We start from the raw sequence: 14,651 nt of genomic DNA on the forward strand, positions 1-14,651 counted from the left end.
AAAAAAATGAAGATTAAAGACATCAAAAGTAAAATAAAGATTTCTTCAAGTTTTTTGATAAAAAAGTTCTTTAGTTTTAAGACGCTTGAATGCGTCTGTGTGTTTGCAGCGACATTAAGCGTTGTTCTTGCCTTTGGTCTGATTTTTCAAAATAAAAAAACTATCGAAAATGGGCAGGGAGGATTTGAAACTCCCGGTCTTCCTGCTGTTACAGAAAAAGATGTAAATGCCAGTGCAGAAGAAGATTTTGAAGTTTTAAATGAAATATCATATCAATCGTATCGTGTTAAAAAAGGTGATATGATTAGTGTAATTGCCGCAGATTTTGGAGTTACCGAGGACACTATAATTTCTGTAAACAATATTCGCTCTTCAAGGCTTTTGCAGATTGGCACCTATCTAAAAATCCCTTCAATACCTGGAATTTTATACACTGTTAGAAAAGATGGAGAAACTGTAGAGTCGATTTGCAAAAAATACAAGATAGAAAGTTCAAAATTTTGTGCTGTGAATGGAAATGGTTCGGATTCAATTTTTTCTGCCGGAAATATGCTTTTTCTTCCTGATGCAAAATTGGATTGGGTTACAAGGCAAGAAATAAACGGCGACCTTTTTAAAAAACCGATTCACAGCCGCTGGTATCTTTCATCTCCATTTGGCTGGCGCTCTTCTCCTTTTACAGGTGCAAGAACTTATCACAGTGGAGTAGATATGGCCTGCCCTCACGGAACTAGAATTTACGCCGCAATGAGCGGAGTTGTATCTTCAACAGGATTTAACAATACTTACGGAAATTATGTGATAATCGCTCACCATTCAGGATATAAAACTTTGTACGGACACATGAGTGCAATAAGAGCGGTTCGCGGACAAGCTGTTACTCAAGATAGCGTAATAGGTTATGTGGGAAGCACAGGCTTGAGCACAGGCTCACATCTTCATTTTACAGTTTTTAAAAACGGAAAGCAGGTAAATCCTCAAAACCTCTGGAATTAAAAAATTACGATTTTTAAACTTTACAAAAATTGATAATCGACAAAGTATAGTTTTTGAATTTTTTGCAGAACCAAAATCGAATTGATGCGCTTGAGCAATTCTTGATTTATTTTATCTTCGCCTTTTGCCGCTAGTTCATCTTTTGTAAACGAAGAAAAATATTCACTTATCAGATTTTTTATTTTAAAAATATTCTTATCCAATTCCTCGTAAAAATCTATGTCATCATCTTTATATTCAAGATAAGCATTCAAAACTATTACGGCTTTATTGCCAGACTTGTCAGGTTTTGAAGAAGCCCTTATTTGCCCCAAAGATGTGAGCGTATTTTTCGTTGTTGTCTTTGCAGGAAAAAATATCGCTTGGTCTTGCGTGGTGTTTTTCGTTTCACTTACAAGATTTTTGCCAGGTTCTGCCTGCTTTGAAATTATCAGATACGCAGTCAGAGAAAAAATAAAGATTAAAATTGCGATGAGTATTTTAAAAAGTATTCGATTCAGGCTCATTAAATTTAGTCTATCAGATACGGCTTTAAAAGGACAAGCAGACGGTTTGTTTTTTGTTTTTCATCTTCAAGCCCTAGGTGCGCTTTTATTTTGATTTTATCTTCCAGCCAGTCTTCACTTAAAATAACGCCGTTTTTTCTTATATCTTCTATGAGAAATCTTTTTTCTATAGGGAGTTCAAGTTGCCTTTCTCTGCCCAAAAGGCTGTCGCAAATTTTTTGTTTTAAATCTTCAAAACCAGTCTTCTTTAAGGCACTTATTCTTATGGCACTCTCAAATTCTGTATTGATTTTTATTGCATGCAAACTCGAAAAATCTACAGAATCAATTTTGTTTAACACTATAATTTGTTTTACATCATTTGCTCCAATTTGGGTGAGAACTTCTATTACGGTTTTATATTGTTCAAATATGTTTGGGTCGCTTGCATCCAAAACCAAAATCTGCAAATCCGCATCCGCTGCTTCTTCCAAAGTCGATTTAAATGCACTTACAAGCGAGTGCGGAAGGTTTGAAATAAAACCAACTGTGTCTGTTAAGAGAATTGAAGAACCTTCCTTTAAGTTCATTCGCCGTGTCGTAGGATCTAAAGTTGCAAAAAGTTTATCTTCCGCAAAAACATTACCCCTTGTAAGTGCATTGAGCAAGGTTGATTTTCCCGCATTTGTGTAACCGATTATTGCACAACTTGGACAGGGCGTTTTTTTTTCTTCGCTTTTTTTGAGTTTTTCTTTCGAGTGCAACTTGCTTTATTTCCTTTTTTAAAAAAGCGATTTTATTTCGGATTTGCCTTCTGTCAAGTTCAAGTTGAGTTTCGCCACTTCCTTTTGAACCGTAATTACCACCGCGTTGCCTTGAAAATTCACCATACATGTGTGCAAGTCTCGGAAGTGAATATTCAAGATTTGCGAGTTGAACTTGTAGATTGGCTTCTTTTGTCTTTGCCCGTTTAGAAAAAATTTTGAGGATAACTTCTTGCCTGTCAAAGACTAGAAGATTGCAAAGTTTTTCCCAGTTGCGCTGTTTTCTTGGTTCAAGGATAAAATCAAAGATGATGCAATCCGCTTGCAGTACTTTTGCAAGTTCGGCAAGCTCCTGTGCTTTTCCGCTTCCGATTCCGTATGTAGCAGATTGTTCAAATTTGGATAAGTTTAACGATTTTGCAACTTCAATTTCTAAAGTTTTGCAAAGCCCCTCTAATTCATAAAGGTCTACTTCAGGAAGCCCAACCAGGAGAGCTTTTTGTTTTTGATTTTCTTCTTTTTGGACTTCAATCATCTTTTATGTGGCTAAGGATAAATTATTTTTCAAAAAAAGTGAATTGTGAAAGTCAAAATGCCGAAAATCTATAGAACAGGGTGCATAATCTCTTAAAATTTTTTAATATTGATAAAAAATTAGAGATAAAAATTCATCCTCGATTTTTAATTTGTTTGGAGAAACCGTGACTTCAAGTCATAAATTTTCTTTAAGTCTTTTAATTTCTGTAATCGCCTTTGCAGTGTTTTCTGTTCTGGTGCTTTCTGGAAGATTTGGCTTTATTGAAGCAAAATTTTACCAGCCAGCCGTTATGCGCCCGATTGAACAGAGATTGAATGAACTTGGAGAACAGGAAAAACATTATAAAAGCATTCTCATTCAACGATTTTCGTCTTTTGTCGCAAAGGATAGCATTTTTTCGTTTACAAAAGCACAGGCTACAGACGAGCAGGTGCGTTCACGCGAAAGCGAATGTGCAAGGCTTTTTTCTAGTTGCCCATATTTGCTTGGAATCAGGATAATCGACTCTAACGGAAAACGCCTGCATTACAGCACTTTTGAATCGGATATAAAAAAACGCGATTTAAAAAAAGTGATTTACGAAGATTATTCAAATGTGGTAAATGACGCGGATGAAATTCCTTTTGATAAAATTTTTCCGACCGATATTCAAAAATATAAAATATTTAATGACACCTCTCGCAATCGCATCGTGTATTCATTTTCGCTGTTTGGGAAAGACAACCTTGAACTAAACACAGAACGCGCTGTTGCGGTTTTTTATTGCAATCCAGACGATTTTATTCGCTATCTTTTTTCTATGAACGCTTTGACTTTAAGCGAAAGGGAAAGTGCGGAATATATTTCGCTTGGCGAGAATTTTGCAGGATACATTTTTGGACTTCCCTATAGAAATTTTGCTCTTTCAAAATCTGGCCTTGATTTTTTAAAAGAAGAAGCAAAGAAAAAAATTTCTGATGCGATGAGCAAAAATCGAATTGAAAAAATCTCCGAAGAAAAAATTGTTTTTACAGGCGAATACTTTCTTTTGGATAAAACGAATTCTTCCTATCAAAATATCGACGAAATAGAAGAAAATAGCGAATATTCAACGGGAAATCAAAAAAATCTTCAGGAAAGGCTGGCCAGCAAATTTGATTTTACGCTCTTTACAAAAATTGCAGAGCCTTTAGAAGATAACTCAACTTTTGTTTGCCTTTTATACGATTCACAAATTTTTGAAATAAGCACAGGAATTCGAATTTTACTGCTTACGATTTTGTTCATCACTTTGTTTTTGATAATTTTCCTGGTTTTCAATTTAAAACAGGATGATATTTTTGTTATAAAAGAAAAAATAAATTCGTTCCAAAAAGAATTCTTAAAAGAATATGTAAATTCAAAACTTGATGACGAAAAAAAGATTGAAGATTTTTCATCACGGAAAAATGAACTAAATGATGAAATTATACGAAGTCTTGGGCGCAGAGGCAAAAAGCATAAAAAAGAAGTTGAATCCCTTTTGGAAAAAAACTGGACGCAAATAAATTTAGCGCTGGGGAGCACAATTCAGGCAACTTCCGAGACCAAAGCGATTGTTGATAGCGTCGAATTAAAAAATATACTCGAAGAAATTCTTGGCAGTGAAAAACTAAAACTTTCGTTGCAAGAAAAATCTGCTCCGCAAGAAAAGACCTTGCAGTCAATTCCTGAAAAATCGGAAAATGCAGACAGCACAAAATCTGTCGAAGAAATAGAAAATGTTGAAGATGCAGAACCAGTCGACGAAGTAGATGACATCGCAGATGCAGAACCCGTTGAAGAAATTGAAAGCATTGAAGAAATAGAGCCACTAGAAGAAGCCGAAAGCGTAGACGAAGCAGAGCCACTTGACGATGCAGAGAATATTGAAGAAGTAAAAAGTGTAGATGACGCCGAACCACTCGAAGAAGTCGAAAACGCAGACGATGTAGAAACACTAGAAGAACTTGAAGATACAGACACCGTTGAAGAAGTTGATAATGTCGAGCCACTTGAAGATATTGAACCAGTAGAAGAGATTGAAAATGTAGACGAAATTGAACCAGCAGACAAAGTAGAAAATGTAGACGATGTTGAACCACTTGACGAAATTGAAAGTGTAGAAGACGCAGAGCCACTTGATGACGCAGAGGATATTGAAGAAGTAGAAAGTGTAGATGACGCCGAACCGTTCGAAAAAGTTGAAGATACAGACGATGACGAGGCGCTCGAAGAAGTTGAAGATACAAAAACATCACAGCCACCTAAGGAAGTCCCTTCTGGCAAAAACTTTGAAGAAATTTCTCTTGATGACTTTGGCGATTTTACTGATGAAAAAAACAGTACGACAGAAGAAAAAACAAAAACTGCCAACGATACACTTCTTGAAAATAGAGTTTTACAAACTCAGGACGATGACTTTGCATATCATGAAGAAGTGGGATTCAGTTCCCCTTCTAATGTGAATGTTGAAAAAACAGAAAATGAAAATTTTGCCGACAATTTTAAAGTAAGTGCGATTGATTTTTCATTTTTGGATGAAGAAAAAAATCATAATGACGAAATTTTTACTCACGAATTTGAAGAACAACCAGCACATCCAAATGAGACAGAAAAATCAGAAAAAATAGAGCCGCCTGTAGAGTTGCAAAATCAGACAGCAAAAACAGAAACGCCTGCACTTGCAAAGCAAACAGAGCAGGAGTCAGTTCTTGAAGAATTAGAAACTTCAGAGATTGTAGAAAATCTTTCAAATCCAAATGAAGGTCGTCCTTTCTTGTTCACGCTATTTGCTGCAAAAAATAATCAGATAACAGATTTGCAGGAAGATAATCCTGATGTGATAGTTGAAAACCCAGACGGAACTTACAGCATCACAAAAAATTCTGAAAACTATAAAGAAAAACTCGATACAGATTTAAAAAAGCTTGTAGATTCAGTTTTGAAGTAAAAAAATCTTTAACAAATCTTTAAAAAATCTCTGTTGTGGACTTTTGTGATTTTTTAGTATAATCCTTTTTCAGATAAGGAAAATTATGGTTATAGAATTAAAAAATCTAAAAAAAACATACAAAAGCGAAGGCAATATAAAAGTTCGCGCAATTGACGACGTAAGCTTAAGAATTCCTTCAAACGAAATTTTTGGAATAATCGGAAAATCTGGAGCCGGAAAGTCAACTCTTGTTCGTCTCATAAGCCTTCTTGAAAAATGCGATTTTGGTGAAGTCTGGTACGATGGAGTTCGAGTTGATAATTTGGAAGGAAAAGAATTGATTGAACGCCGCAGAAAAATTGGAATGATTTTTCAGAATTTCAATCTTTTTTCGAGCCGAAATGCAGAGCAAAACATCGCTTATCCGCTTGAGATTTGTGGCGTTCCAAAAAATGAAATAAAAAAAAGAACGGCAGAGCTTTTGGAACTCGTAGGTTTAGCCGATAGGGCAAAATCTCCTGTAAGTCAACTTTCTGGTGGGCAAAAACAGCGTATCGCCATTGCTCGTGCGCTTGCAAACAATCCAGATATTCTTTTTTGCGATGAAGCGACCAGCGCTTTAGATCCAAAAACAACGCAATCGATTTTGAATTTAATCCGCGAAATTCAAAAGAAGATGAATTTGACCGTTGTCATGATAACTCACCAGATGGAAGTTGTTCGCGACGCCTGCTCTCAAGTTGCTGTTGTTAGCGAAGGTAAAATCGTTGAACTCGGCAAAGTCGAAGAGATTTTTCTTCATCCCAAAACAGAAATTACAAAGGATTTTTTGGCACACATTTCAAATATGGCTCAGCAAGAAAGCAAAAACGGTTTTGTGCGTTGGAGTGGAAACGGCGGAAAGTACACTCTTCATTTTAATAACGAAAAAACTGATGAGCCAATTTTAAGTCAGATGGCAAAGAAATTTGATATTGAATACAACGTTAGAGCAGGCGGAGTTCAATCTTTGCAAGGAAAAAAAGTTGGAACTATGCTCATAGATTTTATTGGTGACGAAAAAGAAATATCAAAAGCGATCGCTTTTTTAAATGAAAACGATGTAGAGGTTGAAAAAGATGGAAATGATAATTGAACTTGTTGGAGTTTCGGCGCTCCAAACTCTCCTGATGGTATTTTTTTCTACTGTTTTTGCAGTTTTAATCGGTTTCCCGCTTGGAATTCTTCTCTTTATAACAAGTCCAACAGGAATAACTTCAAAGCCTGTATTCAATACGGTTTTAAGTCGGATAATCGATGTTTTGCGCTCGTTTCCATTTGTAATTTTGATGATTGTTATGCTTCCTTTAACGAGACTTTTGCTTGGAACTGCGATTGGAACTACCGCAACGATAATTCCTTTGAGCGTTGCCGCTTCGCCTTTTGTGGCTCGCGTAATAGAATCTTCCATGTTGGAAATAGACCCAGGCGTTATAACAGCGGCTCGTGCTATGGGGTCTACAAATACGCAAATCGTGTACAAGGTTTTGATTCCAGAAGTTTTGCCTTCTGTTGTTAGCGGAATAACTTTAACGATAATAAATTTGATTTCTTATTCTGCAATGGCAGGAACTTTAGGTGGCGGTGGTTTAGGAGACCTTGCGATTCGCTATGGCTATCAAAGATTTAGAACAGATATAATGATTGCGTCTGTAATAGTCATAATAATTATGGTTGCTCTTATTCAATTTGCCGGAACAAAAATCGCTGAAAGAATTTTACGAAAACGATAAATCGAGGGTGAAATTCTTTCTGTAAAATTGAAAAAATGTGAATTTCTGATTTTCTGCTTGTTTAGCTATGCTAAAAATTCCTGCATAAGTTGGGCAAGCAGATACATTTTCTTATACACTTCTATTCCAAGTTCATCTATTGGGTGTTCTGCAAAACGCTCCAATTCTTTCCAGTTTGTAAGAATTTCTGGTTTTTGCTTTTTGTGGTCTTCTATCAAAACTTTTAGAGTCTTCGCAAAACCGATTATAGCTTTTGTGGTTTCCACCAAATATTCGCGTGCAAGCGAATTTGTATCTTTTAAAATGGTTTTTATTATGTTTCTAGCTTCTCTGTCGCGGTCAGCACGTGGCAAAAGCGTCTTTAATTTTGTGCCGACTTCTTTGTCCTCTGCAAGTTTGTCATCAAAAGCTGTTATTTTATCAGAAGCGTCAAACATCGCATGATAATTGTTGCTCATTTCTGCGGAAAGAGGAGCCATTGCCCATTTTCCACGGATTAAAACCAAATCCGCATATTCGCGCACATCACGCTTTACAAATTCGTTCAAAAACGCTTTTAAGTAGTTTAGAGGTTTTGCATAAGTAAAATCGCCCAAATCCTTTTTTTCAAAAGCCGCACTTCCACCTTCTGTGTAGTGGTGCAAAATCACTACGGAATTTGTGTTAAAAATCTGAGTAAGGATGCTGTCTATCTTTGAATTTTTTTGTTCTCGCTCCAATTTTTTTAGGGTATTTTCGGTTTGTTGGCGCATATTTTCTATATACGATTCAATTACCTGTTCCGATTTTGCTGTAACATCTGTTGCGTATGAAGGGTCTTTTGTTATCAGCTGTATCATCATGTCAAAAACGCGATTGTCTCGTAAAGAACGCAATCTTTGCACAATTTTGTTCCACTGATTAGGTTTTATCGGCTCGGAACCTCGTGAAGACTTGAACATATTCATAAGATCGCTCCAATCCTGATCAAGAGGAAGCGAATATAGAATTGACGCAAAATCTTTTAAATCTTCTGCGACATAAGCGCCTTCGATAGATTCCATTTTTGGCGAACGATTGAATTCGCCTTCTCTTATGGAAGAATCGAATTTTTTGAGCATAAAATAGTAATCGTAGGTACAAAAAGCTTTAAATGCGAGCAATTTTAAGTATAATCCGTCGATTTGCGCTATCTTTTCCATGTCGAATTCCGCTGCAAACGATTCAAAATCTTGTTTTAACTTTGCCTTTAATTTGTCAAAAGGCATATTTTTTGCAAGCGTTAAAATTGACTCTTCTGTAAGGTTTTCTGAAAGTTCGAGTTGATTTTTCGACAGCGAAAATTCAATCGCCATATTTTTGTAAAAATTCGGATTTGGATGTCCGTTAAAAAAAACTTGTGCTGGCGAAATCGCTTTATATACTTCATAAAAAAATTTACCAAAGGCTGGTAAAATTTGATCCGAACCTGCTTTATAAAATTTATAACCAGAGCGAGAAAGATCTTTTGCAATTTTTTTTAACATTCGTTTTTTATCTGCTTCTGGATCGTTCGAACCAAATAAAGAAGAAAAAAGTTTTTTAAAAATAGACATCTTTGGTGATTTTGCCATGATTTAAATATGAAGAATTAAAGCTTATCTGTCAAGTTAAGGCATTAGACGATTTTGTACTGCAACAAAAGAAGTCTGAGCATTTCCCGATTTTTTACTCCAAAAAATTTGTATAAATCTTGCATATCTTTTTTTACTGTGGATTCGCTGGTTACGAGTTTTTCTGCAATCATTTTGTAACTAAAAGATGTGTTAAGAGTGTAATGAATGCAAGAAATTTGCCTTTGTGTAAGCCCAAAGTTTTTTAAATTGAGATTTGAGCCTTTTTCTGGCAATTTTAAACTGGATTTTAAATCGGGAACTGCAATTTCCTTAAACAAAAAATTCAATTTATCGTAGAGCATGTAATATAGAATTGTGTAGCAGCTTATCATAAAAATTGCCATCGCAAGATAATAGAAAAAATCATAAAAACCTGAAGAATATATTATGTTTGAAAGCAGGAGTATTAGAATTCCGCCAAAAATGCTCGCTTTGATTTTAAAATGGCGTTTTGCATAACCAGAAGCGCTTAGAATCGCAAAAAAATTGATATAGATTATGATTCCAACCGTTTCAAATCCTGTGGACATAAGATGCACGGCTTCAATCATAAAAAGTGCAAAGATTATCCATATCTGCGACGGAAATAAAAGATACACAATAGCCATAACAAAGCAGAATATGTTTACGGCAGGAACTATAAAATTTGTATGCGGATAAAGTATGCTCGATGTAAAAGGTGCATGATCAACGCCGTCAAAAAAATTATTTATAATAGCGATTGCAAGGAATAAAGCACCTAGGATATCCAGTATCTTAAAAAGCCTTAATTCTTTTTTTGTGTGTTTTATCATACGGCGGCTCGCAATAAAAATCCAAAATCTCTAATTACAAATATATTTACATTAACTCCAGATAAAATTCTAGTATCTTTGGATAAATATCGGTTTATTTAGTTTTAAAAGTTGAAAATAAACTTAAATCGTGTATAATTTCAATCAGGAGATAGATTTATTAAATCTATTAAAAATTTCGGCAGGCATTGTCGGAAGAGAGTTTTAAGATTGGACTTTTCTTTTCATAGTTAATTCCAATCTGAAAGAAGGTTTCTGTTATGGAAACCTTCTTTTTTTTGCCTGTTTTATTAGAAGAAAATCTACAATTTGAATTTGCTGTTAATTTTTTTCAGGTTGATTTTTTTATATCTCTAATATCTCAAAATTATTTTTCATAAAACACAATTTTTTTGTTTTTCGCTTCTGTTCTGCTTTGCTCTTAACCTTTTTTGATATAAATGGGATATTATTAGCCATAAAAAATAATCACTGGGGGTTTTATTTAATGATGAAAAAAATAATTGTAGCGGCGGTCTTCTCTGTTTCTGCATATTTGTTTGCATATAATCCGCCGGCAGGAGGACAAAATTTGCTTAGGATATCCTCGCCAGAACTTTTGACAGAAGCGAGTTCTGCTGCGGGAGGAGCATTCTACAATGTAAGTTCCGAGTCTTCGGTCAACAATCCTGCGATTAGCGCTTATGGGCAAAGAATAGTTTTAAATCTTGCTGGAACCATGCTTTTTGATGGCAAAGATGATTCTGGAAAAAACTTGGGCAGCGCTTTTGAAGCCGGGCTTTTGCTTCCTTCAAGATGGTGCGTTTCTTCATTTTTGTTGCAAGGCGTTTTTGTTCCATTTTATGACATGCACTTAGGAAATTCTTTTACTTTTACAGCAAACGTCGCTAAGGATATTACGGATTTTCTTGCTGTTGGGCTTAGTGCGGATATGGGCGTTTTTTACGGATATAATTCTGACTGGACTGGTGGCATAAATCTTGGTGCGCTTTACAGATATGGCGATTTATATTTTATGAAGGATTTGCGTTTTGGAGCATCCGTTTTGAATCTCGGCAAAACTCTTAAAAATACAGATATTCTTGGAATAAAAAGCGATTCTTCTGTAAGTTACGCATCTGACTGGCCAGCTTTGGCAACTTTTAAGTTAGGTGCGGCAGCAACCATTTTTGATTCTTCAAATTTTGACATAGGCGCAAGTTTAGATTTTTCTTTTCCATCATTTAAGAATTTTGTGTTTGATGCAGGAATTCAATTTATGTTCTTTGATTTTGTAAGATTGAGTTCTTCCTGGGAATACGATGTTCAAGAATTTTCAAATGGAAAAAAGAATCTCATGCCTTCTTTTGGCTTGAGCTGTAAATTCATATTTAATTCAAAAGATGGCTCTGTGCTTGCAAACAAAGGCTGGGCTCAAAGCGAAATGACAGTTAGCACAGCATATAAGAATCTTTACAAAAATGTAAACGCCGTTAGTGCAGGTGCAAAACTTAACCTTGGATTAAAAGATACTCAGGCTCCTGAGATAATTCTTTGGGGAGAATAATGATGATGAAAAAAATATATTTTGTGCCAGCAATTTTTTTATTGGCGGCATCAATTTTTGCAGAAAAGGAAACCGTTTACATCTCTCCTAACAATGATGGAGTTAAAGATGTTTTAGAAGTTCCTATCAAGATAAAAGAAAGACGTTACGTAAGCGAATGGAGTTTCGTAGTAACTGATGAAAAAGGCGAAATTGTAAGAACTATTGGCAACAAAGAAAAGCGGCCAGAAAAAATCGGCTTAAAAAATTTCTTTAAACAACTGATAACTCCAAAAACAGGAGTTACTGTTCCAGAAACTGTTATCTGGAATGGAGTTATGGAAAACGGTATGACCGCTCCAGATGGAACCTATTATTATTATTTTAAGGCAACCGACGACAACGGGAATTCTGCTTCAACAAGTCCTCTTTCTGTAATAGTTGACAATACAGCACCAGAGATTGAATTGGTGCAACCTTCATCGGATGCTAAGATTTTTGGCGAGGGCGCAAAATCACTTCTTGCAATAAAACAATCTGGTTCGATAGAAGATTTGTGGACAGGAATATTTTCAGATTCTGTGGGCAACGCTGTTAGAACTTACAAGTGGACCCAAAGTGAACCATTAAAATTTGATTGGTCGGGAACAGACGACAACGGGAACTTCGTAAAGGACGGAATCTATTCATACAAAGTCAGTGCAACCGACAGAGCGGGCAATGTTTCAAATCCTGCTGTAATTTCTAACATAATCTATTCTGCCGAAAAACCTGCGACAAACATAACTCTAAACGGAAGCCGCTATTTTTCTCCAAATGGCGATGGCGTAAATGATACAGTTTTGTTTGATGTTAAAATTCCAGCTCCAGATAGGGCAAAAACTGGAAATGCTCTTGTTTTTTGGTCTGTAATGATAGAAGACAAAAATGGCTCTGCTGTTCGAACCTATTCTGGAAACGAAAATCCGCCTGCAAGCGTTGAATTTGACGGAAAAAATGATTCTGGAAAACTCGTTGCAGAAGGCAATTATTCGGCAAAGGTTGTTGCAAAATACTTAAATGGTTTTGAAACTTCCCCAATCAATTCTCCTGTATTTATGCTCGATGTAACGCCGCCTGTTGCAAGGGTTAATGCAGAAAATCAGACTTTTTCTCCAGATGGCGACGGAAATTTGGATTATCTTTCTATAACTCAAGTTACAACGGCGGATTCTGGAAGTCCTGTTGAAAATTGGAAAGGAACAATCTACGGTTCTGATGGAAAAATCGTAAAAGTTTTTGAGTTTGGCTCATTCCTTCCAGAAAAAATCACTTGGGACGGACTTGATTCTTCAAATGTGCTTGCAAAAGATGGTTTTTATACTTACGTTTTGGAAGCAAGCGATTTAGCTGGAAACTCTGCAAAAATTTCTTCTCAAAAAGTTGCGCTCGACACCAGCAAGACAGAACTTTTGCTTACAGTAAGCCCTGCAGCATTTAATCCTGCAAATTCGGCTATAAAATTTACACCTGTTGTAAAATCTGGTAGCACAGTTTCTAAATATTCCTTGAGCGTAAGGGATGAAAAAGGCACAGTTGTCTGGTCTGCTGCTGCTCAAAAAGCTTTGCCTGCTCAAATTTCTTGGAATGGACTTTCTTCTTCTGGAAGCAGACTTTCTGACGGACTTTACAGCGCAATTCTGGAAACGGAATCTACAAACGGTTCTAAGGCTTCGGCTGTAAGCCAGATTTTTGAAATGGATTCTGTTGCGCCTCAAATCAAAGTTTCTGTTCCATATACTTTATTTTCTCCTGATGGCGACGGAAACAAGGACACTTTGCCTGTAAAGGTGCAATCTTCTAACGAGGAAAAATGGACTGCAACTTTAGCAAATTCAAAAAACAAAATCGTAAAGACTTTTGCATGGAAAGGACAAATTCCTTCTTTTGAGTGGGACGGAACGGACGAAAGCGGGAACAAGGTTGCAGACGGAAGTTATAAACTTTCTTTTGCAAGCATCGATGCGGCGGGTAACAAGGCTTCAGCAGAAATTGATGAAATAAAAGTTGATAGCAGAGAAACAAAAGCGTATGTTACAACTGATTTGGATGCATTCTCTCCTAATGGGGATGGAAATTTTGATATTCAAAAATTTACAATCAGAACAAGTCTTGCAGAAGGCATTTCTGAATGGAAGTTCAGCATTGTAAGTGCAGAAGGCAAAGTTGTTCGCCAGTGGACAAATGCGGATTCAAAAGACCTACCTGCAATAATAAATTGGGACGGAACAGATTCTTCTGGAAAGATAAGCGAAGGTGCGTTTACAGGTAACCTTTCTTTGCAATACGAAAAAGGAAATACACTCGACGCGGTTTCTTCAGCATTCATCTGCACAGTTACTCCACCAATCGCAAGGGTAGACACTTATCCTCGCTATTTTTCTCCTGATAACGACGGCGAAGATGATGACCTTTATATAAAACTCACGGGAAACAGTGCAGTTCCGCTAAAAAATTGGTCATTCCAAATAAACGACCCTCAAAACGGAAAAACATTCTGGTCTGTAAGCGGCAAATCTACCATAACAGAGCGAATCGTTTGGGATGGACGCGGAAACAATGGCGAACTGGTTCAATCTGCAATGGACTATCCTTACGTATTTGTAGTTACAGACACACTTGGAATGACAAGCCGAGTTGAAGGTAAAATCGGCGTGGATGTTTTGGTGATTCGCTTGGGCGACATCTTAAAGATGGCAGTTCCGTCTATAATATTCCGTTCCGATGCAGCAGACTTTAAAACTGAAGGCGAAATTAAGGGCGGAATAACCGCAGCTCAGCGCGATAACAACGAAAGAGTTTTAAAGAGAATTGCAGAAGTCTTGAATAAATTTAAAAACTACACGGTTACAATCGAAGGACATGCAAACAATGTTTCTGGAACAGAAACCGAAGAAAATCAGGATACGACGCAGTACGGAAAAGCTCTAAAACCACTTTCGCAGGAAAGGGCGGATTTTGTAAAAAATGAGCTTAAAAAACACGGAGTTGATTCAAGCCGATTGACAGCTGTTGGGCGCGGAGGAAGTCAGCCTGTAGTTGCAAGGAGCGACAAAGACAACTGGTGGAAAAACCGACGCGTAGAGTTCATCTTAAATAAATAAGTCAAAAACAAAAATAAAAAATTGATTGCTCCATCAGCTTTGCTTTTGGGGCAGTTTTTTTGTTCGCA

At 36.4% G+C, this 14,651-nt stretch carries 11 protein-coding genes; 6 read left to right on the forward strand and 5 right to left on the reverse strand.

The window, feature by feature from the left end; genetic code table 11:
* Positions 1 to 6 precede the first annotated feature (6 nt).
* Positions 7 to 996, forward strand: coding sequence for a M23 family metallopeptidase (locus tag FXX65_RS07120; RefSeq protein WP_147615694.1), 990 nt, complete (start codon positions 7 to 9; stop codon positions 994 to 996).
* 20 nt (positions 997 to 1,016) lie between these two features.
* Here the strand turns inward: FXX65_RS07120 and FXX65_RS07125 are convergent, their stop codons facing one another.
* The 3 genes from FXX65_RS07125 to FXX65_RS09765 are packed head-to-tail and all read right to left on the reverse strand — an operon-like array spanning position 1,017 to position 2,780.
* Positions 1,017 to 1,502 (reverse strand): flagellar basal body-associated FliL family protein, encoded by a 486-nt coding sequence (locus tag FXX65_RS07125; protein WP_147615695.1) that lies wholly within the window; start codon positions 1,500 to 1,502, stop codon positions 1,017 to 1,019.
* A gap of 5 nt (positions 1,503 to 1,507) precedes the next feature.
* Positions 1,508 to 2,149 carry a GTPase gene (locus FXX65_RS09760; RefSeq protein WP_246104363.1) on the reverse strand — a complete coding sequence of 214 codons (642 nt, stop codon included), beginning with the start codon at positions 2,147 to 2,149 and terminating at the stop codon, positions 1,508 to 1,510.
* Positions 2,124 to 2,780 (reverse strand): HflX-like GTP-binding protein, encoded by a 657-nt coding sequence (locus FXX65_RS09765; protein WP_246104351.1) that lies wholly within the window; start codon positions 2,778 to 2,780, stop codon positions 2,124 to 2,126. The genes FXX65_RS09760 and FXX65_RS09765 overlap by 26 nt, the downstream gene beginning before the upstream one ends.
* 166 nt (positions 2,781 to 2,946) lie before the next feature.
* On the opposite strand from FXX65_RS09765, the gene FXX65_RS07135 reads away from it, so the two are divergent.
* The 3 genes from FXX65_RS07135 to FXX65_RS07145 all read left to right on the forward strand — a co-directional run bounded on the left by FXX65_RS07135 (position 2,947) and on the right by FXX65_RS07145 (position 7,487).
* Positions 2,947 to 5,733 (forward strand): DUF4573 domain-containing protein, encoded by a 2,787-nt coding sequence (locus FXX65_RS07135; protein WP_147615696.1) that lies wholly within the window; start codon positions 2,947 to 2,949, stop codon positions 5,731 to 5,733.
* Positions 5,734 to 5,818: 85 nt separating this feature from the next.
* Positions 5,819 to 6,850 (forward strand): methionine ABC transporter ATP-binding protein, encoded by a 1,032-nt coding sequence (locus FXX65_RS07140; RefSeq protein WP_147615697.1) that lies wholly within the window; start codon positions 5,819 to 5,821, stop codon positions 6,848 to 6,850.
* Positions 6,834 to 7,487 carry a methionine ABC transporter permease gene (locus tag FXX65_RS07145; protein WP_147615698.1) on the forward strand — a complete coding sequence of 218 codons (654 nt, stop codon included), beginning with the start codon at positions 6,834 to 6,836 and terminating at the stop codon, positions 7,485 to 7,487. The genes FXX65_RS07140 and FXX65_RS07145 overlap by 17 nt, the downstream gene beginning before the upstream one ends.
* A gap of 65 nt (positions 7,488 to 7,552) precedes the next feature.
* On the opposite strand, the gene FXX65_RS07150 is transcribed toward FXX65_RS07145, so the two are convergent.
* Together FXX65_RS07150 and FXX65_RS07155 are read right to left on the reverse strand one after the other, a co-directional pair.
* Positions 7,553 to 9,079 (reverse strand): DUF5312 family protein, encoded by a 1,527-nt coding sequence (locus FXX65_RS07150; RefSeq protein WP_147615699.1) that lies wholly within the window; start codon positions 9,077 to 9,079, stop codon positions 7,553 to 7,555.
* A 44-nt stretch (positions 9,080 to 9,123) separates the two neighbouring features.
* A complete protein-coding gene (locus tag FXX65_RS07155) occupies positions 9,124 to 9,915 on the reverse strand; it encodes a helix-turn-helix transcriptional regulator (protein WP_147613790.1) in 792 nt (263 codons plus the stop codon).
* A 490-nt stretch (positions 9,916 to 10,405) separates the two neighbouring features.
* Between FXX65_RS07155 and FXX65_RS07160 the strand changes: the two genes are divergently transcribed.
* Together FXX65_RS07160 and FXX65_RS07165 are read left to right on the forward strand one after the other, a co-directional pair.
* Positions 10,406 to 11,461: a hypothetical protein gene (locus FXX65_RS07160; RefSeq protein ID WP_147615700.1), complete on the forward strand. Its 1,056-nt coding sequence runs from the start codon at positions 10,406 to 10,408 to the stop codon at positions 11,459 to 11,461.
* A gap of 2 nt (positions 11,462 to 11,463) precedes the next feature.
* Positions 11,464 to 14,583, forward strand: a complete 3,120-nt coding sequence (locus tag FXX65_RS07165) for a FlgD immunoglobulin-like domain containing protein (protein ID WP_246104352.1) — start codon at positions 11,464 to 11,466, stop codon at positions 14,581 to 14,583.
* Positions 14,584 to 14,651 lie beyond the last annotated feature (68 nt).

Source organism: Treponema pectinovorum, assembly GCF_900497595.1.
GTDB classification, from domain to species: Bacteria; Spirochaetota; Spirochaetia; order Treponematales; family Treponemataceae; genus Treponema_D; species Treponema_D pectinovorum.